This is a genomic window from Pseudomonas sp. LH1G9, from assembly GCF_002949975.1.
Classification (GTDB): Bacteria; Pseudomonadota; Gammaproteobacteria; order Pseudomonadales; family Pseudomonadaceae; genus Aquipseudomonas; species Aquipseudomonas veronii.
The window spans coordinates 1533436-1556758 of record NZ_CP026880.1; the positions used below are offsets into that span (position 1 = coordinate 1533436).

Genomic DNA, 23323 nt, shown 5'->3' on the forward strand with positions numbered 1-23323 from the left:
TCGTTCTCTAGCGTTTTTTCTTGCGCCACACGTCGATCAGTACTGCGAACACGATGATCAGGCCCTTGGCGACCTGCTGGTAATAGGACGACACGCCGAGCAGGTTCAGCCCGTTGTTGATCACGCCGATCAACAGCGCGCCGAACAGCGTGCCGACAATGCTGCCGGTGCCGCCCGACAAGCTGGTGCCGCCGATCACCACGGCGGCAATCGCGTCCAGCTCATAGGACACCCCAGCCTGGGGCAGGGCGGAAGTGGTGCGCGCCGACAACACCACGCCGGCCAGTCCGGCGAGCAGGCCCGAGACCACGTACACCGAAAACATCACCTTGCGCACGCCGATGCCGGAGGTGCGCGCGCTCTTTTCATTGCCGCCCACCGCGTACACATAGCGGCCGTAAGTGGTGTAGCGCAGCACCATCCAGAAGATCAGCGCGACCACGGCAAAGATGATGATGGGGATGCCGATCGGGCCGATCTTGCCGATGCCCAGCGCCAGGTAGGCATCCGGCAGGTCGGTGATCGGGCTGCCGTCGTTGAGGATGAAGGTCATGCCGCGCGCAATGCTGAGCATGCCGAGGGTGGCCACGAACGGCGGGATCGACAGGTTGGCGACCATGAAGCCATTCACCACGCCGAGCATCGCCCCGGCGAACATCCCGGCGCTCACCGCCGCCAGCAGGCCGTAACCCTGGGTCGCGACCATCGCGCTGCACAGCCCGGCAAACGCGAGGATCGAACCCACGGACAGGTCGATGCCCTTGGTCAGGATCACGTAGGTCATGCCCACGGCGAGGATGCCGTTGATGGAGGTCTGGCGCAGGATGTCCATCCAGTTGCGCCAGGTCATGAAGTATTCGCTGGAAAACGCCATCACCACGCACAGCAGGATGAACACCAGCGGCAGGCCGAAGCGGTCGAGGGACAGGCGCAGGCGATTGCGCGGCGCGGCGGTGATGGAGGTGGCGGGGGTGGACAGGGTTTTGGCATTCATGAGGCAAGACTCAACAAGGCTTCCTGGGAAAGGGCGGTGTCGGTGCTGATGGTCACCAGCCGGCCGCCTTTGAATACGGCGATGCGATCGCTCAAGTGCAGCAGTTCCGGGGCTTCCGACGACACCACGATGGCGGCGCCGCCGGCACGCACGAACTGGTCGAGCAGGTGGTAGATCTCCTGCTTGGCGCCTTCGTCGATGCCGCGAGTGGGCTCGTCGCACAGCAGGCACACCGGTTCGGTCGACAGGCATTTGGCGAGCACGACTTTCTGCTGGTTGCCGCCGCTCATGGAGGCCACCGGCAGTTCCAGGGAGGTGGTCTTGATCTGCAGGCGCTTGACCATGTCCTGGGCCAAGCGGGTTTCCTTGCGCGCGTTGATCAGCGACCAGCTCGACAGGCGTTTGTAGGCCGACAGGGCGATGTTCGACAGAATGCTGCCGGTCAGCACCAGGCCGCTGTCTTTGCGGTCTTCGGTGACCAGCGACATGCCGGCATCGATGGTTGCCTTGGGCTGCCCGACCGGCATGGGCTTGCCTTGCAGGGTGACGTTGCCGGAATCGGCCACCGTCAGCCCGTAGATGCAATTGAGGAACTCGCTGCGCCCCGAACCCATCAGGCCATAGATGCCAAGGATCTCGCCCTGGCGCAGTTGCAGGCTGATGTCGTGGAACTCGCCTTTACGGCTCAGGTTGTCGACCTGCAGGCAGGTGGCGGCGGCGCATTCGCGGCCGACCTTGTGGTCGATGCGCGTCAGTTCCTGGCCGACGATGCCGCGCACCAAATGGTCGCGGTCGATATCCGCCATGCGCCCGCTTTCCACGAAGGCGCCGTCGCGGAAGATGCTGTAGTCATCGGCAATCTGCGCCAGTTCGCTCAGGCGGTGCGACACATACACGATGCCGGCGCCACGGGCGGTGAGGCGGCGGATCGCCTTGAACAGGGTCTGCGCTTCGTGCTCGCCGATGGCCGAGGTGGGTTCGTCCATGATCATCACCTGGCAGTCATGGCTGAACGCCTTGGCGATTTCCACCAGTTGGATCTGCGCCACGCTGAGGCGGTGCATCGGGCTGCTGGCGTCGACGTCGAACTCCAGGCTTTCGAGCAGCTCGCGGGTGCGCCGGTTCAGGGCCTTGTTGTCGACGATGCAGCAGGCGCGGCGTGGTTCGCGGCCCAGCCAGATATTTTCGGCGACGGTCATGTAGGGGATGGGTTCCAGCTCTTGGGTGATCATTGCGATCCCCGATGCCAGGGCTTCACTCGGGCGGTTGAACTGCACCGCTGTGCCGTTGAGCAGGATGGTGCCGGCGTCGCGCGGGGTGATGCCCATCAGGATGCTCAGGAACGTCGACTTGCCCGCGCCATTGCCGCCGCACAGGGCGTGGACGCTGCCGGCACGCAGAGAGAGGCGCCCGTCACGCAGGGCAGGGATACCGGCGTAAGCCTTGGCGACGTGTTCAGCCTGGAGCAGTAATGGCGTGGCCATCGGCGTGTCCTCGTGCTGTGAATTCTTATTAGGTCGCACAGTCATGTTTCGCTGTGAGCATATGTGTATCAAATGAAATTCTGATCAGTCAATCTCTTTCATGTAAAAGCTAGGATTCTGGTGTTTTTCGCCAATAACGCCTTTCTAGACCGCTTTGACTGCCGGGTCAGTTAAATCATGCTTGACAGAGAGGGGGTGATGCCCGCGAAATGACTGAACGATATTTCACTGAGTGATCATCTGATCAGTCATAAGTACGACCTCGGCAGCGGAGCCAGACGCCATGAACACACCTTTCCCGGTGGCTATCGGATGCGATGAAGCGGGTTTTGAGCTCAAAGAGCTGTTAAAGCGCCATATCGAGACGCTGGGCTACCCGGTGACCGACTTCGGCACCCATTCCACCGCGCCGGTGCTCTACCCGGACATCGCGCTGGCCGTGGCCAATGCCATCAATGCCGGGCAGCAGCGCCTGGGCGTGCTGGTGTGCGGCACCGGGATCGGCATGGCCATCTCGGCGAACAAGGTGTTGGGGATTCGCGCGGCCCAGGCCCATGACACCTACTCGGCGGAGCGCGCGCGCAAGAGCAACGATGCGCAGATCCTGTCCATCGGCGCACGGGTGATCGGCGCCGAGCTGGCCAAGAGCATCGTCACCGCGTTCCTGGCCTCGGAGTTCGAGGCGGCGCGTTCCGGGGCCAAGGTCGCGCGCATCAATGCGATCGAGCGCGATGGGCATCAGTAGTGGACGTGGCGGGGCAAGAGTCGGGAGAATGTGCCTTTGACGCCGAAACGGAAGCCCGTCCCCATGAGTGACAGTAGCCAGCGCATTGCCAGTGATATCGATCAGATGACCGAAGTGGCGATGCTCTATTACCTCGAAAACGTCACTCAGGAAGCTATTGCCAAGCGCTTTGACCTGTCGCGGGCAAAAGTCAGCCGCCTGCTCAAACGTGCGCGCGATGAAGGCATTGTCGAAGTGCGCGTGTTGCAGCACCCGGCGATGAACAATGAGCTGGAACGCGCCCTGGTGGAGCGCTTCAAGCTCGACCGCGCCCTGATCGCCGTCGACCACAGCGACCCCGACACCCAGCGCTCGGCCGTCGCCAGCCTGGTGGCCAATTACCTGAACAAGACTTTGAGCGACGGCATGATCGTCGCCGTGGGCATGGGGCGTAATGTTGGCGCGGTGGCCGATAACGTGTTCCTGCCGGTGACGCGCAATTGCACATTTGTCTGCGCCATCGGCGGTTCGCTCAAGGCTGGCGAATACATGAACCCCGACCATATCTGCCGGCGCCTGGCCCTGCGCTTTGGCGGCGAGAGTGAAAGCCTGTACGCGCCGGCCCTGGTGGCCAACCCGGAACTGCGCGGCGTGCTGATCAATAACGACACGGTGCGCTCGACCCTCGATCGGGCGCGGCGTGCCGACATTGCGCTGATCGGCATCGGCGACATGAGCGAGAACAGCAACATGGTACGCATGGGCTGGTTCTCGCCCCAGGAGATTGCCCAGGCGCGGTTGTCCGGCACGGTGGGCGACATGATGGGGTATGACTTTATCGATATCCACGGGCAGCCGGCGGTCAACGCCATCCAGGGGCGGGTGATCGGGCTGACGGTGCAGGAGTTGTTCCGGATTCCGGATGTGGTGGCGATTGCCAGCGAGAACACCAAGGCGGCGGCCACGTTGGGGGCGTTGCGGTCGGGGGTGATCAACACTCTTGCGACCACGGTCACTAATGCTCATACCATATTGGCGCTGGATGAAGCGACCCGTAAAGCCTGACACGCCACAGGTCAAGGTGTGGGAGGGCGGTGCGACGATTTGACTTGCTTCCGATAGTGGTCTTTCAGTTACATATATGCTGGCTGATACACCGTCATCGGGGGCAAGCCCCCTCGCACATGGGGTTTGGGGACAGGTTTTGTAATGGTTTTGTGTTGTAGGGAATTTGTATTTCGAATGTAGGATTGAGGTCCTTTTGTTATTTCAGGACTTGCATGAACGCCCTTTCGGAGCCCCCCAGTCGTCTTTCCCCAAGACAACCGTTGTTGCTGTTCCCGCTGAAGCACCTCGTATTCCAATGGTTAACCCTTTCCCGGTCCCCTGACCGCGCTTTGCCGTGCCCGGCATTCTGAACACTGATAAAGAGACTCTATAAATGGAATGGTTAGCGGACCCTACGGCATGGCTTGGCCTGTTGACGTTGATTGTGTTGGAGCTGGTGCTGGGCATCGACAACCTGGTGTTTATCGCGATCCTGGCGGACAAGTTGCCGCCGGAGCAGCGCGACCGTGCGCGGTTGATCGGCTTGTCCCTGGCCTTGCTGATGCGCCTGGGCTTGCTGGCGAGTATTTCCTGGTTGGTGACCCTCACCCAGCCGTTGTTCGAGGTGTTCGACAAGAGCTTCTCCGGGCGTGACCTGATCATGCTGTTCGGTGGTGTGTTCCTGTTGTTCAAGGCCACCATGGAATTGCATGAACGCCTTGAAGGCCATGTGGCGCAACGCTCGGGCAATGTGGCCTATGCGATGTTCTGGCCGATCGTCGCGCAGATCGTGGTGCTCGACGCGGTGTTCTCCCTCGACGCGGTGATTACCGCCGTGGGCATGGTCGATGAGCTGGCGGTGATGATGATCGCGGTGGTCATTTCCATCGGCCTGATGATCGTTGCGAGCAAACCGCTGACCCGCTTCGTCAACGCGCACCCGACGGTGATCATGCTGTGCCTGGGCTTCTTGATGATGATCGGTTTCGCCCTGACCGCCGAAGGCCTGGGCTTTCATATTCCGAAAGGCTACCTGTATGCGGCGATTGGTTTCTCGATCCTGATCGAGGTGTTCAACCAGATTGCCCGGGCCCGACGCAAGAAGTCGGCGCAAGGCGTGTTGCCCGTGCGTGAGCGCACCGCCCATGCGGTGATGCGCTTGCTCGGCGGTCGCAGCCTGGCGGAGGATGAGGTGGGCGAAGAGGTGGCTGACCTGCTGGGTGAGCCGGATGTGACTCAGGGCCCGCTGTTCGACCGACGTGAGCGCGTAATGATCAGCGGCGTGCTGCAACTGGCCGCGCGGCCGATCCGCAGCTTGATGACGCCGCGGGCCAAGGTCGACTTTATCGATTTGGCGGACGATCGCGACACTATCCGCCTGAAACTGATGCGTTCGTCCTACTCGCGCCTGCCGTTGATCCGCAACGGTGCTGTCGATGAGCCATTAGGTTTTGTGCATAAGAAGGAGTTGCTCAAGGACTACCTGGCCGGCAACGAACCGGACCTTGAGCAACTGGCGCGTCGGGCGATCAACTTGCTGGCGAGTTGCTCGATCCTCAACGCCCTGGAACAGATGCGCCAGGCCTCGACCCACATCGCCTTCGTGATCAACGAGTGCGGTGAGTTCATCGGCGTGTTGAGCATGACCGATATTCTTGAGTCCATTGCCGGTGAGTTGCCGGACGCCATGGTTCATGCAGGTTTTCCGGGGGCTGGTGCCACAGGCGTGACCGGATAGGCTTGGGTGTACCGCTTGAAGGCGCTTTCCAGCGCGTCTTCGGCAAGGCCGGGGAGGGCGTCGAGCAGTACCTGGTCGCGGTAGATCAGCAGCATCGGAATGCGGTCGACACGCGGATGCCTGGGCGTGTTGACGCAGTCAAGGATCAAGACTTTGGCCTGGTCCTTGTAACGCTCGCTGATTCGCATGAAGCGCGGCATCGCGTCACTGCACGCGGTGCAGTCATGTGACATGAACACGATAAACACAGGCTGCGGGGTATTCAGTTCCCGTTCAAACGCAGCCTTGTCCTCCACCACCGCGTTGACATAGTTCACGAGGGCTTCTCCCTGTTGTACCTGCGCTTACGCTAGGTGGGAAGAACGCCTGCGTCTACTGTCAATCTTCACAGGTCGCTCGCACGCCCGTCAGAACCCGTTCAAGTGCGCGCACTGCCATGGTGCGCGGTAACGCCAGGCTGGTGCGCCCAGGTGAGCCTGTCACCACAGTGTGGGGCCTTGGGTAGCAAAGGGGTTGCACCTGCTGGCGATACGCCTTGTGCCGCGTGAATGTTTATATCACTGATTTAAAACAAGTTTATTCTCAACCTATTTTCCCGCTCGTGCGTATGGCACACTTTCTGCTGTCTATTCCGTTGTTACATACTAAGTTCCGGTATAGCGGAATACACAACTCCTGGAGTGCTTGTCATGCATCACCGACCTTCCGTGTTCAAAGCGTGTGTTTTTCTCTTCGCCGCATCGGCTTCCCTCGCAAGCACTGTGCAGGCGGCGGGCAGCAAGCTCGATGATGTGCTCAAGCGTGGGCATCTGATCGTGGGTACAGGCAGTACCAATGCGCCGTGGCACTTCCAGGGAGCGGATGGCAAGTTGCAGGGGTTTGATATCGACATCGGCCGCATCGTGGCCAAGGGCTTGTTCAACGACCCGAGCAAGGTCGAGTTTGTGGTGCAGTCCTCCGACGCGCGGATTCCCAACCTGCTGACCGACAAAGTCGACATGAGTTGCCAGTTCATTACCGTCACCGCCAGCCGTGCGCAGCAGGTGGCGTTTACCCTGCCGTACTACCGCGAAGGCGTCGGCCTGCTGCTGCCGAACAACAGCAAGTACAAGGAGATCGAAGACCTGCAGGCCGCCGGCGACGGCGTCACCGTGGCCGTGCTGCAAAACGTCTACGCCGAAGAACTGGTCCACCAGGCGCTGCCCAAGGCCAAGGTCGACCAGTACGACAGCGTCGACCTGATGTACCAGGCGGTGAACTCCGGCCGCGCCGATGCGGCCGCCACCGACCAGTCTTCGGTCAAGTACCTGATGGTGCAGAACCCCGGCCGCTACCGCAGCCCGGCGTATGCCTGGAGCCCGCAAACCTACGCGTGCGCGGTCAAGCGTGGCGACCAGGACTGGCTGAACTTCGTCAACACCGCGCTGCACGAAGCCATGACCGGTGTCGAATTCCCCACCTACAAGGCCTCGTTCAAGCAATGGTTCGGCGTCGACCTGCCGGAGCCGGCGATTGGTTTCCCCGTCGAGTTCAAGTGATTCGTGAAAACCGGGGCGCCGCGAACGGCGCCCCCATCAGGTACTGTCGACCATGAACTATCAGTTGAACTTTGCCGCCGTGTGGCGCGACTTCGACACCTTGCTGGCGGGGCTGGGGCTCGGCCTCGAATTGGCGCTGCTGTCGATCGCCATCGGTTGCGTGATCGGCCTGCTGATGGCGTTTGCCATGCTGTCCAAGCACCGCGCGCTGCGCCTGTTGGCCTCGGTGTATGTGACGGTGGTGCGCAATACGCCGATCCTGGTGCTGATCCTGTTGATCTACTTCGCCTTGCCCAGCCTGGGTATCCGCCTGGACAAGATCCCGTCGTTCATCATCACCCTGTCGCTGTACGCCGGTGCCTACCTGACCGAAGTGTTCCGCGCCGGGCTGCTGAATATTCCCAAGGGCTTGCGCGAAGCCGGGTTGGCCATCGGCCTGGGCGAGTGGCGGATCCGCGCCTATATCACCGTGCCGGTGATGCTGCGCAACGTGCTGCCGGCGCTGTCGAACAACTTCATTTCGCTGTTCAAGGACACCTCGCTGGCCGCCGCGATCGCGGTGCCGGAGCTGACCTATTACGCCCGCAAGATCAACGTCGAAAGCTACCGGGTGATTGAAACCTGGCTGGTCACGACCGCGCTCTACGTGGCCGCCTGTTACCTGATCGCCATGCTGCTCCGTTACTTGGAACAGCGTCTGGCGATCCGTCGTTAGAAGAGGCTCGCATGTACCAATCCCCCAGCTGGCTGCATGAGTTGTGGATCGCCCGGGACACCCTCTGGGCCGGGTTCCAGGCCAGCGTCTATGTCTCGGCGCTGGCGATTATCTTCGGCACCCTGATCGGCATCGTCGCCGGGTTGATCCTGACCTACGGCAGATTCTGGATGCGCCTGCCGTTTCGTCTGTATGTCGACCTGATCCGTGGCACGCCGGTGTTTGTGCTGGTGCTGGCGTGTTTCTACATGCTGCCGGCGCTCGGTTGGCAGATCAGCGCGTTCCAGGCCGGTGCGGTCGGGCTGACGCTGTTCTGCGGCTCCCACGTCGCGGAGATCGTGCGCGGCGCGCTGCAAGCCATTCCCCGCGGGCAAATGGAAGCGGGCAAGGCGATTGGCCTGACGTTCTACCAGTCCCTGGGCTACGTGCTGTTGCCCCAGGCGCTGCGGCAGATTTTGCCGACCTGGGTCAATTCCTCCACGGAAATCGTCAAGGCCTCGACCCTGCTGTCGGTGATCGGTGTCGCCGAGTTGCTGCTCAGTACCCAGCAGGTGATCGCGCGCACTTTCATGACCCTGGAGTTCTACCTGTTCGCGGGTGTTCTGTTTTTTGTCATCAACTACGCCATCGAGTTATTCGGGCGCTACATTGAAAAGCGGGTGGCCTTGCCATGAACCAACCTCAAACGACCCAACCGCTGCTGGACATTCGCGGCCTGCGCAAACAATACGGCACGGTGGAAGTGCTCAAGGGCGTCGACCTGTCCATGCAGCGCGGCAACGTGGTGACGTTGATCGGCTCCAGCGGCTCGGGCAAGACCACGCTGCTGCGCTGCGTCAACCTGCTCGAAGAGTTCCAGGGCGGTCAGATCAGCCTGGATGGCGAGTCCATCGGCTACAGCGACATCGCGGGCAAGCGCGTGCGCCACCCGGAGCGGGTGATCGCCCAGCACCGCGCCATGACCGGCATGGCCTTCCAGCAGTTCAACCTGTTCCCGCACCTGACGGCGCTGCAGAACGTCACCCTGGGCTTGTTGAAAGTTAAGAAAATGCCTAAGGACGAAGCCGTGGCCTTGGCGGAAAAATGGTTGGACCGTGTAGGGCTCCTGGAGCGCCGCAATCATTTCCCCGGCCAGTTGTCCGGCGGCCAGCAACAGCGCGTGGCCATCGCCCGTGCGATTGCGATGAACCCCAGCCTGATGCTGTTCGACGAAGTCACCTCGGCCCTCGACCCGGAACTGGTGGGCGAAGTGCTCAGCGTGATCAAGGGCCTGGCGGAAGAGGGCATGACCATGTTGCTGGTGACCCATGAGATGCGTTTTGCCTACGAAGTCTCGGACAAAATCGTCTTCATGAACCAGGGGCGCATTGAAGAACAGGGCTCGGCGAAGGACATCTTCGAACGCCCGCAGTCGCCACGCCTGGCGGAATTCCTGAAGAACATTCGTTTTTAACTGTCAGTCAAGGAGCACTATTTATGAGCATTACTCGTTACGGCACCGGCAGCACCGCCGGCGGCGGCCAGCCTCGGCCTTTCGCCCGCGCGGTGGAAGCGGACGGCTGGCTCTACGTCTCGGGCCAGGTGCCAGCGGTGGACGGTGAAATCATCAGCGGCGGCATCGTCGAGCAAACCCGCCAGACGATGCGCAACGTGGTGGCGATTCTCGAAGAGGCTGGCTACGCCTTGAACGACGTGGTGCGCGTCGGCGTGTGGCTGGAAGACCCACGGGATTTCTGGAGCTTCAACAAAGTCTTCGGCGAATACTTCAGCCCCGAACACGCCCCGGCACGCGCCTGCGTGCAGGCCAACATGATGGTGGATTGCAAGGTCGAGATCGATTGCGTGGCCTACAAGAAAAAGGGCTAAATGCCCCACTCTTGAAACCACAGTAAATCCAATGTGGGAGGGGGCTTGCCCCCGATAGCGGTGTATCAGCAACAGATGTGTCCACTGGCACACCGCCATCGGGGGCAAGCCCCCTCCCACAGTGGACCTGCGCCAGCCCTACCATTTCGAGCGGACCGAAACTGCCATGACCGAAGACACCATCAAACGCCGCGCCAAAGGCCTGGACCGTGCATTCGATATCCTCGATTTCCTCAAGGAAGTCGGCCAGCCCCTGCGCCCGAATGATATCGCCAGCGGCATCGGCAGCCCCAAGTCCACGGTCTACGAGTTGGTCGCCTCCTTACTGGAACGCCGCATCCTGGAAACCGTGGGCAAGGACGGGCACGTCTACCTCGGCCGTCAGCTGTACTTCCTCGGCCAGGCGCACCTGCGCCATTTCGACCTGACCCGCGAGGCCGACCACGCCTTGCAGGCGATCGTCAGCCAGACCCACGAAACCGCGCAGATGTGCCTGCTCAACGGGCGCAAATATACGGTGGCGCTGATGCGTGAAGGCGAGCGGCATTTCCGGATTTCCTCGGACATCGGCGAAAACGCACCGATCCCGTGGACCGCGTCCGGGCGCCTGTTGCTGGGGCATTTGAGCGACCAGCAGATCGTCGACCTGATCGACCCCGACGATTTCATCCTGCCGGACGGCCAGCGCTTGCCGCTGGAGACCTTCCTCGCACAGATCCGTCAGGCCAGCGTCGATGGCTTCTTTTCCTTCGACAGCGTGGCCGACACCTTTACCCATTGCTTTGCCGCCCCGGTCCGGGACGCGCAGGGCATCAGCATTGCGACCCTGTGCATCGTCGCGCCCCGCGCCGATGCCAGTAAAAACTACAACGACTATCGCCGGGTGTTGATCGAAAGCGCCAACAACCTGGCCCGTCGCATCAACGAATAGGAGCAGCTCATGCCTGCCATCAACGCCGTTGCAAAGGGCGCCGCCGCTGTCGGCGCCCATCTGGTCCGTGACGTCAGCCTGCCGGCCCTGGTGCTGCACCGCGACGCCCTCGAACACAACATCCGCTGGATGCAGGCCTTTGTCAGCAACAGCGGCGCCGAGCTTGCGCCCCATGGCAAAACCAGCATGATGCCGGCCCTGTTCCAGCGCCAGATCGCCGCCGGTGCCTGGGGCATCACCCTGGCCAGCGCGGTACAGACCCGCGCCGCCTATGCCGGCGGTGTGCGCCGTGTGTTGATGGCCAACCAACTGGTGGGCGCGCCGAACATGGCGTTGATCGCCGACTTGCTGGCCGACGCAGACTTCGACTTCCACTGCCTGGTCGACCACCCGGACAACGTCGCCGACCTGGGCCTGTTCTTCGCCGCCCGTGGCCTGCGCCTGAACGTGATGATCGAGTACGGCGTGGTCGGCGGCCGTTGCGGTTGCCGCAGCGAGCAAGAGGTGCGCGACCTGGCCACTGCGATCAAGGCCCAGCCGGCGCTGGCCCTGACCGGTATCGAAGGCTACGAAGGCGTGATCCACGGCGAACACGCCATCAGTGGCATCCGCGACTTCGCCGCGAGCCTGGTGCGCCTGGCGGTGGACCTGCAGAACAACGGCTCGTTCGACCTGGCCAAGCCCATCGTCACCGCGTCGGGGTCGGCCTGGTATGACCTGATCGCCGAGTCCTTCGAAGCGCAAAACGCCGCCGGGCGTTTCCTCAGCGTGCTGCGTCCCGGCAGCTACGTGGCCCATGACCATGGCATCTACAAAGACGCGCAATGCTGCGTGCTCGACCGACGCAGCGACCTCAGCGAAGGCCTGCGCCCGGCGCTGGAAGTCTGGGCCCACGTGCAATCGTTGCCTGAGCCTGGCTTCGCGGTGGTCGCCCTGGGCAAGCGCGATGTGGCCTACGACGCCGGTTTGCCGGTGCCGCTCAAGCGCTACAAGGCCGGGATCGTGCCGGCGCAAGGCGATGATGTGAGCGCGTGCAAGGTCACCGCGGTGATGGACCAGCATGCGTTCATGAGCGTTGCGCCAGGGGTTGAGCTGCGCATCGGCGACATTATTTCCTTCGGCACTTCCCACCCGTGCCTGACGTTCGACAAGTGGCAGGTCGGTTGCCTGGTGGATGAGCAACTGCAGGTGATCGAGTCACTGCATACCTGCTTCTAGACCGCGTCGCCTCCATCGCAGGCAAAACCGCTGCGCCCTTTGGATGTGTGAACACATTCAAAGGTAGGAGCGGGCTCGCCCGCGAAGGGGCCATCAGCCGCACCGGAGACAACAGGCATGAACACCACACCCCGCATCGCCCTCATCGGCGAATGCATGATCGAACTGCAACACCGCGCCGACGGCAGCCTGCACCAGAGCTTCGGCGGCGACACCCTGAACGCCGCGGTGTACCTGCGCCGCGAGTTGGGGGCGCTCGGCCACGTCGACTACGTCACCGCCCTGGGCGATGACAGCTTCAGCGACGCCATGTGCCAACAGTGGACCGACGAAGGCCTGGGCCTGAGCATGGTCCAGCGCCTGCCCGGGCGGTTGCCGGGCTTGTACTGCATCCAGACCGACGCCAACGGCGAGCGCAAATTCCTCTACTGGCGCAACGAAGCGGCCGTGCGCGACTGCTTCACCACGCCCGCCGCCGCTCCGATCCTGGCAGCGTTGCCGGGCTATGACGTGGTGTATTTCAGCGGCATCACCCTGGCGGTGCTCGGTGAAGTCGGGCGCGAGCGCTTGTTGCAGGCCTTGATCGAAACCCGTCGGCGCGGCGGCCGGGTGGTGTTCGACAACAACTACCGGCCGCGTTTGTGGGCGAGTATCGAGGCGGCGCGTGCGGCCTATCACAAAGTGTTGGCCGAGGTGGATATGGCCTTGCTGACCGAGGATGACGAGCGCGCGTTGTTTGGTCATGCCGACAGCGAGCAGGTGTTCGCAGCGTATCCGGCAGTCGCGGAAGTCGTGCTCAAGCGCGGCGCCGAGGACTGTTTGATTCGTTGCGCAGGCCAGCGTTTTGTCGTGCCGGCGTTGAAGGTCGAGACGGTGGTAGACACCACGGCGGCGGGGGACTCGTTCAGCGCGGCGTACCTGGCCAGTCGGCTCAAGGGCGGCTCGCCGCAAGAGGCGGCCTTGGCCGGGCATCGGTTGGCGAGCCGGGTGATCCAGGTGGCGGGGGCGTTGATTCCTAGGGGGTGAATGGCCGCCTGCGGCGGATCGGGGGCAAGCCCCCTCCCACAGTGAGCGCAATGCGGTCGAATGTGGGAGGGGGCTTGCCCCCGATAGCGCCCTAAAGCCAACCCCTCAATCCCGATAAAACACCTGCACCAAGTGATATCCAAACTTGCTCTTGACCGGCCCATGCACCACCCGCAGCGGCTTCTTGAAGATCACCGCATCAATCGCGCCGACCATCTGCCCCGGCCGGATCTCGCCCAGATCGCCGCCGCGCTTGCCGGACGGGCAGGTGGAGTACTTCTTGGCCAGCACATCGAACGCTTCGCCCTTGGCGATGCGCTGCTTGAGCTGTTCGGCTTCTTCACTGGTTTTCACCAGGATATGGCGGGCTTGGGCTTTCATGGTTCTCTACCGGGGTGTGCGACGGCGCGCGATTATGCCTGAACTGGATCGTCGACGCTGATCATGCTGCGGATTTTGGTGGCGAGCACGTCGATGGAAAACGGCTTGGCCACCATGTCCATGCCGTCTTCCAGAAAGCCTTGGCGTTCGGCGGCTTTTTCCGCATAACCGGTCATGAACAGGATGCGCAGGCCCGGGCGGTGCTGACGGGCGATTTCCGCCAGTTGCCGGCCGTTCATGCCCGGCAGGCCGACGTCGGTCACCAGCAAATCCACGCGCAAGTCTGATTCCAGCAGCGGCAAGGCGGTGCGTGCATCCGCGGCCTGGTGCGCGGTGTAGCCCAGTTCATCGAGGACATTGACCACCAGCATGCGGACCGCCGGGTCGTCCTCGACCACCACTACGGCCTCTCCGGCCAGGGCCACGGGCGCGGCCTCACTGAGGCTGGCCGGCAAGCTGCTTGCCAGGGAAGTGCCGTGCAGGCGCGGCAGATACAAGCGCACGCAGGTGCCCTGGCCCGGTTCGCTGTGAAGGGTCACATGGCCGCCGGATTGCTGGGCGAAGCCATAGATCATCGACAGCCCCAGGCCGGTGCCCTGGCCGATGGGCTTGGTGGTGAAAAACGGATCGAAGGCTTTGGCCAGGATTTTCGGTGCCATGCCGGTGCCGTTGTCGCGCACGCCGAGCATCACGTAATCACCGGCCTTGACCGGTTCCGGGGTGGTGATGTCGGTGCCGTCGAGGTAGCTGTTGGCGGTTTCGATCAGCAGTTCGCCGCCATCGGGCATCGCATCCCGCGCGTTGATCACCAGGTTGAGCAGGGCGTTTTCCAGCTGGCTGGCGTCGCTGTTCACCGGCCAGATATCGTGGCCCAGTTGCACCTTGAGCGTGATGTGCGCGCCCTTGGTGCGCTGGAACAAGTCTTCCAGCGAGGCCACCAACTGGTTCGGGTCGAGCGGGCGGCGGTCCAGTGACTGGCGCCGCGAGAACGCCAGCAGGCGGTGGGTGAGGGCGGCGGCGCGATGGGCGGAGGCCACCGCGGCGTCGGCAAAGCGGCCGATGTCGTCGCTGCGCCCGGCGGCGATGTAGCGTTGCATCAGGTCCAGGCTGCCGATGATGCCGGTGAGCATATTGTTGAAGTCATGGGCGATGCCGCCCGTGAGCTGGCCCACCGCTTCCATTTTTTGCGCGTGGCGCAGGGCGTCTTCGGCGCGTTCGCGTTCGACCATCTCGTTTTGCAGGCGCTGGTTGGCCTCGGCCAGTGCCAGGGTGCGCTGGGCCACACGCTCTTCGAGGTTTTCGTTGAGGTGGCGCAGGCGTTGCTCGGTGCTTTGCTGGGCTTTGAGGCTGGCTTCGGAGCGCTGTTGCAGTTCCTGGGTGAACTGGCGGCGTTCGTTGGTTTCGATGGCGGTGACGAGGATGCCGGCGACGCTGCCGCGTTCATCGCGGATCGGGCTGTAGGTCAGGTCGAGCCAGATCTCGGTGTCGCGCTGGTTGCGTTGCAGCACAAAGCGCTGCTCGCTGAAGGCGCGCACCTGGCCGCTGAAGACCGCGTCATAGATCGGCGCGGTGAAACTGTGCAATTCCGGCCAGGTCTGGTGCGCCGGCTGGCCCATCGCGTCGGGGTGCTTGTTGCCCGCCAGCAGGGCGAAGGCGTCGTTGTAGAGTTGGATGAGTTCGCGGCCCCACAACAGCTGCATCGGCATCGGCGAGTGGACGACGATATCCACGGCGGTACGCAGGCTTTGCGGCCAATCATTGGCCTCACCGAGGGGGCTTTTGGCCCAGTCCAGCCGCGCAATCAATGCGGCGGCTTCGCTACCGGTGGATGTTTCCTTCATAAAAAGCCCTGAGCGTAACGCTTTGAAAAATGACAACAGCGATTATCCGGTGGGATAGCGGTGGGTGACTACCCCCGAAAAATAGCATGCATTGGGTTTTTTTCTGCAAATGAGTGCGTTGGCGCTGAAACCTTTCATCTTAAAGCGCCAGCTCAGGCCGGTCGCGAAACTGTGCCAGGGCCTCCGGGTTGGCCAGCGCGTCGGTGTTTTTCACCGGTTCGCCGTGTACCACATTGCGCACCGCCAGTTCGACGATCTTGCCGCTGATGGTGCGCGGGATATCGCTGACAGCGAGGATCTTCGCCGGCACATGGCGTGGTGTGGTGTTGGCGCGGATCACCTGGCGGATCTGCTGTTCAAGGGCGTCATCCAGCTCGACGCCATCGTCGAGTCGCACGAACAGCACGACTCGCACATCGTCCTGCCAGCGTTGGCCAATGGCCAGGCTTTCCAGCACCTGCGGGACTTTTTCCACCTGCCGATAGATCTCGGCGGTGCCGATCCGCACGCCGCCAGGGTTGAGCACCGCGTCGGAGCGCCCGTGAATCAGCAGGCTGCCGTTGAGCCGCTGTTCGGCGTAGTCGCCCTGGGCCCACACGCCGGGGAATTGGCTGAAATAGGAGGCGCGCAGCTTTTTCTGCTGCGGGTCGTTCCACAGGCCGATGGGCATGGCGGGGAAGTGCCGGGTACACACCAGTTCGCCTTTTTCACCGAGCAACGGCCGCCCCTGGTCGTCCCACACCTCGATGGCCATCGCCAGGCTCTTGCACTGCATTTCGCCGCGGCGTACCGGCAGCACCGGGTTGCCGATGACGAAGCAGGAGACGATATCGGTGCCGCCAGACATCGATGACAGGCACACCTCGGCCTTGATCTCGCGGTACACGTAGTCGTAGCTCTGCGGCGACAGCGGCGAGCCAGTCGAAATCAGGCCCTTGAGGCTGCTCAGGTCATGGCTCAGGCGCGGCTGCAGGCCGGCTTTTTCCAGGGTGGCGAGGAACTTGGGGCTGGTGCCGAACACGCTGATCCGTTCCGCGTCGATCAGGTCGATCAAGCGCTCGGGGCCAGGGTGAAACGGCGAACCGTCGTACAGCACGGCGGTGGCGCCGAGCGCGAGTACCGAAACCAGCCAGTTCCACATCATCCAGCCGCAGGTGGTGTAGTAGAACAGGCAATCCTCGCGGGACAGGTCCGCATGCAGGCCGTGCTCCTTGAGGTGGGTGAGCAGCACGCCGCCGGTGCCGTGGATGATGCATTTGGGCACGCCGGTGGTGCCGCTGGAATAGAGGATATACAGCGGATGGTCGAACGGCACCGCGACGAACTCAGGCGTGCCGCCGGGTTGGTAGAAGTCACTCCACAGCGCGACATTGGCGTCGCTCCGATAGTCCTCGACCCGCGCCTGGGGCCGGGCATACGGCACGACGATCAGGTGCTGCAGGGAGGGCAGGCGTTCGAGGATCTCGTTGAGCTTGGCGCTCTGGTCGATGGTTTTGCCGGCGTAGCGGTAACCGGCGCAGGCGATCAGCACCTTGGGTTCGATCTGGCCGAAACGGTCGATCACGCCTTGGGTGCCGAAGTCCGGCGATGAGCACGACCAGATCGCGCCCAGGCTGGTGGTGGCCAGCATGCCGACCAGGGTTTGCCAGGTGTTGGGCATGCACGCGGCAACCCGATCGCCCAGCCCGACCCCAGCCGCCCGCAGGCTGCGTTGCAGGCCGGCGACGTGGGCGGCCAGTTCGGCGTAGCTCAGTTGCTCGCGCTGGCCGTCTTCGCTGATGGCGACCACGGCGGGGTGAGCGTCGCGACGGCGCAGCAGGTGCTCGGCAAAGTTCAGGGTTGCGCCGGGGAACCACTCGGCGCTGGGCATCGCGGCGCCTTCGATCAATACCGCGCTGGGCGGGCTGCGAAACTGCACGTCGAAAAACGCCACGATCGCCTGCCAGAAGTCGGCGCGCTGGTCGATGCTCCACTGGTGCAACGCCGGGTAGTCGTCGAGCTGCACGCTATAGCGGTCATTGATAAAGCGCCGGAACTGGTCCATCCGGGTGTGACGGATGCGTTCGGGGGAGGGTTGCCAGAGGATCTCGGACATAAGCACGTCTCTTATTCTTGTACAGGTCTTCCAAACAGTGGAGTTCGAATGTGGGAGGGGGCTTGCCCCCGATGGCGGAGTATCAGCTAGCACATGCGGTACTGACCCACTGCCATCGGGGGCAAGCCCCTTCCCACATTGGATTTTCTGTGTTTGGTCTATTGGGCCAGCCAACCACCATCGATGTTCCATGCCGCGCCGCGCACTTGGGCACCGGCCTCGCTGCACAAAAACAACACCAGCTCACCCAGTTGCGGCGGGGTGACGAACTCCAGCGACGGCTGCTTCTCTGCCAGTAAATCATGTTGCGCCTGCTGCGGGTCGACACCATTGGCCGCGCGATCATCGATCTGCTTCTGCACCAGCGGCGTCAGCACCCAGCCGGGGCAGATCGCGTTGCAGGTCACGTTGCTGGTGGCGGTTTCCAGGCCGACTACCTTGGTCAGGCCGATCACGCCATGCTTGGCCGCGACGTAGGCGGCCTTGCCCACCGAACCCACCAGGCCATGCACCGAGGCGATATTGACGATACGCCCCCAGCCCTTGGCCTTCATGCCCGGCAGGCTCAGGCGCGTGCTGTGGAACACCGACGACAGGTTGATCGCGATGATCGCATCCCAGCGCTCCACCGGAAACTCGTCCACCGCCGCCACATGCTGGATGCCGGCGTTGTTGACCAGAATATCCACACCGCCGAATTCGCGCTCGGCGTAGGCGAGCATGTCGGCGATCTGCGCCGGGTCGCTGACGTCCGCCGGGTGATGCCCGACCTTGCCGCCGAACGCCTGTACCTGGGCGATCACCGCGCTGGCGTCGCCGAAGCCGTTGAGGATCAGGTTGGCGCCGGCCTCGGCCAGGCTCAGCGCTATGCCCAGGCCGATACCGCTGGTGGAGCCGGTGACCAGGGCGGTCTTGCCGTTCAAGTTCGTCATGAAAACCTCACACAATGCCGGTGGCGTAGAAAGTACCGATCACCACGAACACCGCGAGGGTCTTGATGATCGTGATGCCGAAGATGTCCTTGTAGGCTTCGCGGTGGGTCAGCCCGGTGACCGCCAGCAAGGTGATCACCGCGCCGTTGTGGGGCAGGGTGTCCATGCCGCCGCTGGCCATGGCCGCGACCCGGTGCAGCACTTCAAGGGGAATATTCGCCGCATGGGCCGCCGCAATGAAACTCTCGGACATCGCCGCCAGGGCGATGCTCATGCCGCCGGACGCCGAGCCGGTGATACCGGCCAGCAGCGTCACCGTAATCGCTTCGTTGACCAGCGGGTTGGGGATGCCCTTGAGCCAGTCCGCCAGCACCAGAAAGCCCGGCAGCGAGGCGATCACCGCACCGAAGCCGTATTCCGAGGCGGTGTTCATCGCCGCCAGCAGCGCACCGCTGACCGCGCTCTTACTGCCTTCGGCGAGCTTGCTTTTGATCGCCGACCAGCCGAACACCAGCACCATGACGATGCCCACCAGCAACGCCGCCTGCACCGCCCAGATCGCGGTGAGCTTGGCGATTTCGGTGGTCACCGGCGCGCTCATGCCCGGCAGGCTGAGGCTGTGGGTCTTGCCGTACCACTGCGGGATCCAGTGGGTGAACAGCAGGTTCATCACGCCCACCAGGAGCAGCGGCGACAGCGCGATCCAGGGGTTGGGCAGGCTCAGGTTCTCGGCGGTTTCCGGCTCGTTGCGCAGTTCGGTGCCGTAGCCTTCACCGGCCCGTTGCGCCTTGTTGCGCTGGTGCGCCAGGTAGAGCATGCCGGTGCAGAACACGAAGATCGTGCCGATCAGCCCCAGCCACGGCGCAGCCCAGGCGGTGGTGTTGAAGAACGTGCTGGGGATGATGTTCTGGATCTGCGGCGTGCCGGGCAGCGCGTCCATGGTGAACGAGAACGCGCCGAGGGCGATGGTCGCCGGGATCAGGCGCTTGGGGATGTCGCTCTGGCGGAACATCTCCGCCGCGAACGGGTACACCGCAAACACCACCACGAACAGCGACACGCCGCCGTAGGTGAGCAGGGCGCAGACCAGCACGATCACCAGCATCGCCTGGCGCGTGCCGAGCAAGCGGATTGCGGCCGCCACGATCGAGCGCGAGAAACCCGACAGCTCGATCAGCTTGCCGAACACGGCACCGAGCAGGAACACCGGAAAATACAGTTTGATGAAACCGACCATTTTCTCCATGAACACCCCGGTAAACGCCGGGGCGACCGCGGACGGGTCGGTGAGCAGGACAGCGCCGAGGGCGGCAATGGGGGCAAACAAGATGACGCTGTAGCCACGGTAGGCAGCCAGCATCAGCAGCGCGAGGGCTGCCAAGGCAATGATCACACTCATGGTGTGTCTCCATCAGATTGTTATTTTTGTGGGGTGATGCGTTGGAGGAGGGCTATAGCGAGATGCGTGCCATGTTCATAACCTATTGAAATACATAGATATTATTGTATCCATGAACAAGCTTTTCAGATCTGGTCTCAATTCAGAGACAAAAACACATCAAAGGTGGGAGGGGGCTTGCCCCCGATAGCGGTGGATCTGTAAAGAATAGGCTGACTGAGGCACTGCCATCGGGGGCAAGCCCCCTCCCACAAGGATTGTCTTTGTTTTGAGAATTTTGTCTCTTTATTGAGATGTAGCCAGCCCCAGCGCGACCATTTTCTTGTACAAGGTCGACCTGCCCAGCCCCAAGCGCTGGGCCGCGGCCACCACATTCCCGCTGCAGGCCTTGAGCGCCGCCGTGATCAGCTGCCGATCGAAGCGCTCCCGCGCCGCCGCGAATGTCTCGCCTTCGAACGTCTCGCCTTCGAACGTTTCCATCGCCTCGTGCGCCACCGGGCTGAACGTGCCGATCGCGGCGCGAATCTCAGCCGCGCCCAACAGCCGGTCATCGCTCAACAACGCCGCGCGTTCCAGCACGTTGCGCAGTTCACGGATATTCCCCGGCCATGCATGCCGCGCCAACAACGCCAGGGCCTCGCGGTCCAGTTCGTGGTGGCTGCGCAGGTCTTCGAGGATCGCTTCGCTCAGCGCCGGAATATCCTCCAGGCGTTCGCGCAACGGCGGCACCTGGATCGGCAGCACATTCAGCCGGTAATACAGGTCGGCGCGAAACTCGCCGCGTTTGATCGCCGCTTCCAGGTCCATGGACGTGGCGGCGATCACCCGCACGTCGCTGTGCCGCATCTCGTTGGAGCCGACCGGTTCGTATTCCTTCTCCTGCAACACCCGCAACAGCTTGCTTTGCAGCGGCAGGGGCATGTCGCCGATTTCATCGAGAAACAGCGTGCCGCCCTGGGCGATCTGCAACTTGCCGGGGCGGCCTTTGCGGTCGGCGCCGGTAAACGCGCCGGGCGCGGTGCCGAAGAACTCGGCTTCGAGCAGGTCATGGGGAATGGCCGCGCTGTTGATGCTGACAAATGCCTTGTGCGCCCGCGTCGAGGCGCCGTGGATCGCCTGGGCCAGCAACTCCTTGCCGGTGCCGGTCTCGCCGAGCAGCAACACCGGCGACTCGGCACTCGCACTGCGCCGTGCGCGGCGTTTGACTTCGAGGCTGGTGGCGCTGGTGCCGATAAAGTGCGCAAAGGTGTACTTGCTCTGGCGTGAACGCAGCAGCGAACGGGTGGACGCCAGCTCTTGCTGCATGCTCAGGTAACGCTCGATCAGCGGCGACAGGTTGCGCAGCTCATCGAACAGCGCAAAGCCGATGGCGCCGATCACCGCGCCGGCGTCGTTGTGGATCGGCAGGCGCATCACCACCAACGGGCCTTTGGGCGTGTCCTGGATATCCAGCAGGATCGGCTGGTCGTTGCGCACCACCTGGCGCAACAGGCTGTTGGCGATGACCTGTTCGCAGGGTTGGCCGATGGCTTCGTCGGCGCTCTTGAGGCCGAAGCGCTTGGCGTAGCGCTCGTTCATCCACACGATGTTCGCGTCGCGGTCGACAATCACCGTGCCTTCGCTGGACTGCTCGATGATCTCGAACAGCGACTGGATGGCCAGGCCGCGAACCTGTTGGTAGTCCTTGAGGCTGGTGTTCATGCGTGCAGAATCCTGTAGGAGCGAGCTTGCTCGCGAAAAACGTTAACGATGACGCGGGCCTGCTGGTTGAACGCGGTGTCCTTGCGCTTTTCGCGAGCAAGCTCGCTCCTACAAGGGGATGTGTGCGGCGGCCAGCAGTTCCTGGGTGTACGGGTGTTGCGGCGATTCAAACACATCATGGCTGGCGCCATGCTCCACCACTTTGCCGTCCTTGATCACGATCATGTCGTGGGCCATGGCGCGCACCACGGCCAGGTCATGGCTGATGAACAGGTAGGTCAGGCCGTACTTGTCCTGCAGCTCGCGCAGCAACGCCACCACTTGCTTCTGCACCGTGCGGTCGAGGGCCGAGGTGGGTTCGTCGAGCAGCATCAGCGCCGGCTTGAGCACCAGCGCGCGGGCGATGGCAATGCGTTGGCGCTGGCCACCGGAAAACTCGTGGGGGTAACGATACCGGCTGGCCGGGTCGAGGCCGACGTCCTTGAGCACCTGGATCACCTGCGCGTCACACTCGGCGAGGCTGCACGGTGCGTGGACTTCCAGGCCTTCGCTGATGATCTGCTGCACCGACATGCGCGGGCTGAGGCTGCCGTAAGGGTCCTGGAACACCACCTGCATCTGTTTGCGCCACGGGCGCATCTGTTTGTGGTTGAGCGCGTCGAGGGCGACGCCCTGGAAGCGGATGCTGCCGGTGGAGTCCAGCAGGCGCAGGATCGCCTGGCCCAGGGTGGATTTACCCGAGCCCGACTCGCCGACGATGCCCAGCGTCTTGCCGCGCTGCACGCTGAGGCTGATGCCGTCCACCGCGCGCAGGTAGGTCTTGCGCTGAAACAGGCCGCCGCCGAGGGGGAATTGCACGCTCAGGTCGTCGACCTGCAACACCGTTTCGCGCGTTTCGCCGCACAGCACCTCGCCCGCCGGTTCAGCGTCGAGCAGCAAGCGGCTGTAGGGGTGTTGTGGCGCGTTGAACAAGGTTTCGCAGTCGGCCTGTTCGACGATCTCGCCGGTATGCATCACACACACGCGCTGCGCCATGCTGCGCACCAGGTTGAGGTCGTGGCTGATCAGCAGCAGCGACATGCCCAGGCGTTGCTGCAAGGATTTGAGCAGCAACAGGATCTTGCGCTGCACGGTCACATCCAACGCGGTGGTGGGCTCGTCGGCGATCAGCAGTTCCGGCTCGCAGGCCAGGGCCATGGCGATCATCACGCGTTGGCGCTGGCCGCCGGAGAGTTGGTGCGGATAGGCCTTGAGCCGTTCCTGGGGGTTCTGGAGGCCGACCAGTTCGAGCAGTTCAATGATGCGCGCCTGTGCTGCTTTGCCGCCCATACCTTTGTGCAACAGCAGGGTTTCGCCGATCTGCTTTTCGATGCTGTGCAGCGGGTTGAGGGAGGTCATCGGCTCCTGGAAGATCATGGCGATGCGGTCGCCACGCAGCTTTTGCAGGGTGGCCGCCGATGCGCCGATCAACTCTTGGCCGCGATAGCGCACGGAGCCGCTGGTTTGCGTGCCGGCTTCGGGCAGCAGTTGCAGAATCGAAAGGGCCGTCACCGACTTGCCCGAGCCCGACTCGCCGACCAGCGCCAGGCACTCGCCGGGGCGCACATCCAGGCTCAGGTTGCGCACCACGGTCTGGCCGCTGAAGGCGACGCAGAGGTCGCGGATCTCGATCAGGTTGTCGCTCATACAGACT

Annotated in this window: 20 protein-coding genes and 1 pseudogene; 11 read left to right on the forward strand and 10 right to left on the reverse strand. The window is 63.0% G+C overall.

What is annotated here, in order from left to right:
- Window positions 1–7: 7 nt before the first annotated feature.
- Both C5F70_RS07390 and C5F70_RS07395 read right to left on the reverse strand, forming a co-directional pair.
- Window positions 8–994, reverse strand: coding sequence for an ABC transporter permease (locus C5F70_RS07390; RefSeq protein ID WP_017846659.1), 987 nt, complete (start codon window positions 992–994; stop codon window positions 8–10).
- Window positions 991–2478, reverse strand: coding sequence for a sugar ABC transporter ATP-binding protein (locus tag C5F70_RS07395; RefSeq protein WP_104903019.1), 1488 nt, complete (start codon window positions 2476–2478; stop codon window positions 991–993). The genes C5F70_RS07390 and C5F70_RS07395 overlap by 4 nt, the downstream gene beginning before the upstream one ends.
- A 283-nt stretch (window positions 2479–2761) precedes the next feature.
- Between C5F70_RS07395 and rpiB the strand changes: the two genes are divergently transcribed.
- From rpiB to C5F70_RS07410, 3 genes and pseudogenes are all read left to right on the forward strand, one after another.
- Complete coding sequence (gene rpiB / locus C5F70_RS07400; protein ID WP_017846657.1) at window positions 2762–3223, forward strand: ribose 5-phosphate isomerase B; 462 nt, start codon at window positions 2762–2764, stop codon at window positions 3221–3223.
- 63 nt (window positions 3224–3286) lie between these two features.
- Window positions 3287–4267 carry a sugar-binding transcriptional regulator gene (locus tag C5F70_RS07405; RefSeq protein WP_017846656.1) on the forward strand — a complete coding sequence of 327 codons (981 nt, stop codon included), beginning with the start codon at window positions 3287–3289 and terminating at the stop codon, window positions 4265–4267.
- A gap of 376 nt (window positions 4268–4643) precedes the next feature.
- Window positions 4644–5936 (forward strand): annotated as a pseudogene (locus C5F70_RS07410) (CBS domain-containing protein); the annotation flags it as partial.
- 5 nt (window positions 5937–5941) lie between these two features.
- Here the strand turns inward: C5F70_RS07410 and C5F70_RS07415 are convergent.
- Window positions 5942–6304 carry a thioredoxin family protein gene (locus C5F70_RS07415; RefSeq protein WP_104903020.1) on the reverse strand — a complete coding sequence of 121 codons (363 nt, stop codon included), beginning with the start codon at window positions 6302–6304 and terminating at the stop codon, window positions 5942–5944.
- Window positions 6305–6676: 372 nt separating this feature from the next.
- On the opposite strand from C5F70_RS07415, the gene C5F70_RS07420 reads away from it, so the two are divergent.
- The 8 genes from C5F70_RS07420 (at window position 6677) to C5F70_RS07455 (ending at window position 13281) form a co-directional block, all read left to right on the forward strand.
- Complete coding sequence (locus C5F70_RS07420) at window positions 6677–7525, forward strand: transporter substrate-binding domain-containing protein (RefSeq protein ID WP_017846653.1); 849 nt, start codon at window positions 6677–6679, stop codon at window positions 7523–7525.
- Between the two features lie 52 nt (window positions 7526–7577).
- Window positions 7578–8240, forward strand: a complete 663-nt coding sequence (locus C5F70_RS07425) for an amino acid ABC transporter permease (protein ID WP_017846652.1) — start codon at window positions 7578–7580, stop codon at window positions 8238–8240.
- A gap of 11 nt (window positions 8241–8251) precedes the next feature.
- Entirely contained in the window at window positions 8252–8914 is a 663-nt protein-coding gene (locus C5F70_RS07430) for an amino acid ABC transporter permease (RefSeq protein WP_079444097.1), read from the forward strand.
- Entirely contained in the window at window positions 8911–9693 is a 783-nt protein-coding gene (locus C5F70_RS07435; protein ID WP_017846650.1) for an amino acid ABC transporter ATP-binding protein, read from the forward strand. Before C5F70_RS07430 ends, C5F70_RS07435 begins: the two co-directional genes overlap by 4 nt.
- 23 nt (window positions 9694–9716) lie before the next feature.
- Window positions 9717–10106 carry a RidA family protein gene (locus tag C5F70_RS07440; RefSeq protein ID WP_017846649.1) on the forward strand — a complete coding sequence of 130 codons (390 nt, stop codon included), beginning with the start codon at window positions 9717–9719 and terminating at the stop codon, window positions 10104–10106.
- Window positions 10107–10272: 166 nt separating this feature from the next.
- Entirely contained in the window at window positions 10273–11037 is a 765-nt protein-coding gene (locus tag C5F70_RS07445; protein ID WP_026139982.1) for an IclR family transcriptional regulator, read from the forward strand.
- A gap of 9 nt (window positions 11038–11046) precedes the next feature.
- A complete protein-coding gene (locus C5F70_RS07450) occupies window positions 11047–12255 on the forward strand; it encodes an amino acid deaminase (protein WP_104903021.1) in 1209 nt (402 codons plus the stop codon).
- Between the two features lie 117 nt (window positions 12256–12372).
- Entirely contained in the window at window positions 12373–13281 is a 909-nt protein-coding gene (locus tag C5F70_RS07455; protein ID WP_104903022.1) for a sugar kinase, read from the forward strand.
- 105 nt (window positions 13282–13386) lie between these two features.
- Here the strand turns inward: C5F70_RS07455 and C5F70_RS07460 are convergent, their stop codons facing one another.
- The 7 genes from C5F70_RS07460 to C5F70_RS07490 all read right to left on the reverse strand — a co-directional run bounded on the left by C5F70_RS07460 (window position 13387) and on the right by C5F70_RS07490 (window position 23316).
- Window positions 13387–13662: a peptidylprolyl isomerase gene (locus C5F70_RS07460; RefSeq protein WP_046383114.1), complete on the reverse strand. Its 276-nt coding sequence runs from the start codon at window positions 13660–13662 to the stop codon at window positions 13387–13389.
- A 32-nt stretch (window positions 13663–13694) separates the two neighbouring features.
- Window positions 13695–15503: an ATP-binding protein gene (locus tag C5F70_RS07465; protein ID WP_104903023.1), complete on the reverse strand. Its 1809-nt coding sequence runs from the start codon at window positions 15501–15503 to the stop codon at window positions 13695–13697.
- Between the two features lie 139 nt (window positions 15504–15642).
- Window positions 15643–17598 (reverse strand): acetoacetate--CoA ligase, encoded by a 1956-nt coding sequence (locus C5F70_RS07470; protein ID WP_104903024.1) that lies wholly within the window; start codon window positions 17596–17598, stop codon window positions 15643–15645.
- A gap of 158 nt (window positions 17599–17756) precedes the next feature.
- Entirely contained in the window at window positions 17757–18530 is a 774-nt protein-coding gene (locus C5F70_RS07475; protein WP_017846642.1) for a 3-hydroxybutyrate dehydrogenase, read from the reverse strand.
- Window positions 18531–18537: 7 nt separating this feature from the next.
- Window positions 18538–19929 carry a GntP family permease gene (locus C5F70_RS07480; RefSeq protein ID WP_017846641.1) on the reverse strand — a complete coding sequence of 464 codons (1392 nt, stop codon included), beginning with the start codon at window positions 19927–19929 and terminating at the stop codon, window positions 18538–18540.
- A gap of 285 nt (window positions 19930–20214) precedes the next feature.
- Complete coding sequence (locus C5F70_RS07485) at window positions 20215–21630, reverse strand: sigma-54-dependent Fis family transcriptional regulator (RefSeq protein ID WP_104903025.1); 1416 nt, start codon at window positions 21628–21630, stop codon at window positions 20215–20217.
- Window positions 21631–21738: 108 nt separating this feature from the next.
- Window positions 21739–23316: an ABC transporter ATP-binding protein gene (locus tag C5F70_RS07490; RefSeq protein ID WP_104903026.1), complete on the reverse strand. Its 1578-nt coding sequence runs from the start codon at window positions 23314–23316 to the stop codon at window positions 21739–21741.
- Window positions 23317–23323 lie beyond the last annotated feature (7 nt).

Excerpts from the sequence above, each read along its gene's own strand:
- C5F70_RS07395 (WP_104903019.1), bottom strand. The coding sequence starts at position 2,478 with ATGGCCACGCCATTACTGCTCCAGGCTGAACACGTCGCCAAGGCTTAC.
- C5F70_RS07390 (WP_017846659.1), bottom strand. The coding sequence starts at position 994 with ATGAATGCCAAAACCCTGTCCACCCCCGCCACCTCCATCACCGCCGCG.
- C5F70_RS07460 (WP_046383114.1), bottom strand. The coding sequence starts at position 13,662 with ATGAAAGCCCAAGCCCGCCATATCCTGGTGAAAACCAGTGAAGAAGCC.
- C5F70_RS07450 (WP_104903021.1), top strand. The coding sequence starts at position 11,047 with ATGCCTGCCATCAACGCCGTTGCAAAGGGCGCCGCCGCTGTCGGCGCC.
- rpiB (WP_017846657.1), top strand. The coding sequence starts at position 2,762 with ATGAACACACCTTTCCCGGTGGCTATCGGATGCGATGAAGCGGGTTTT.
- C5F70_RS07465 (WP_104903023.1), bottom strand. The coding sequence starts at position 15,503 with ATGAAGGAAACATCCACCGGTAGCGAAGCCGCCGCATTGATTGCGCGG.
- C5F70_RS07445 (WP_026139982.1), top strand. The coding sequence starts at position 10,273 with ATGACCGAAGACACCATCAAACGCCGCGCCAAAGGCCTGGACCGTGCA.
- C5F70_RS07440 (WP_017846649.1), top strand. The coding sequence starts at position 9,717 with ATGAGCATTACTCGTTACGGCACCGGCAGCACCGCCGGCGGCGGCCAG.
- C5F70_RS07455 (WP_104903022.1), top strand. The coding sequence starts at position 12,373 with ATGAACACCACACCCCGCATCGCCCTCATCGGCGAATGCATGATCGAA.
- C5F70_RS07430 (WP_079444097.1), top strand. The coding sequence starts at position 8,252 with ATGTACCAATCCCCCAGCTGGCTGCATGAGTTGTGGATCGCCCGGGAC.
- C5F70_RS07480 (WP_017846641.1), bottom strand. The coding sequence starts at position 19,929 with ATGAGTGTGATCATTGCCTTGGCAGCCCTCGCGCTGCTGATGCTGGCT.
- C5F70_RS07470 (WP_104903024.1), bottom strand. The coding sequence starts at position 17,598 with ATGTCCGAGATCCTCTGGCAACCCTCCCCCGAACGCATCCGTCACACC.
- C5F70_RS07490 (WP_104903026.1), bottom strand. The coding sequence starts at position 23,316 with ATGAGCGACAACCTGATCGAGATCCGCGACCTCTGCGTCGCCTTCAGC.
- C5F70_RS07475 (WP_017846642.1), bottom strand. The coding sequence starts at position 18,530 with ATGACGAACTTGAACGGCAAGACCGCCCTGGTCACCGGCTCCACCAGC.
- C5F70_RS07420 (WP_017846653.1), top strand. The coding sequence starts at position 6,677 with ATGCATCACCGACCTTCCGTGTTCAAAGCGTGTGTTTTTCTCTTCGCC.
- C5F70_RS07485 (WP_104903025.1), bottom strand. The coding sequence starts at position 21,630 with ATGAACACCAGCCTCAAGGACTACCAACAGGTTCGCGGCCTGGCCATC.
- C5F70_RS07425 (WP_017846652.1), top strand. The coding sequence starts at position 7,578 with ATGAACTATCAGTTGAACTTTGCCGCCGTGTGGCGCGACTTCGACACC.
- C5F70_RS07405 (WP_017846656.1), top strand. The coding sequence starts at position 3,287 with ATGAGTGACAGTAGCCAGCGCATTGCCAGTGATATCGATCAGATGACC.
- C5F70_RS07435 (WP_017846650.1), top strand. The coding sequence starts at position 8,911 with ATGAACCAACCTCAAACGACCCAACCGCTGCTGGACATTCGCGGCCTG.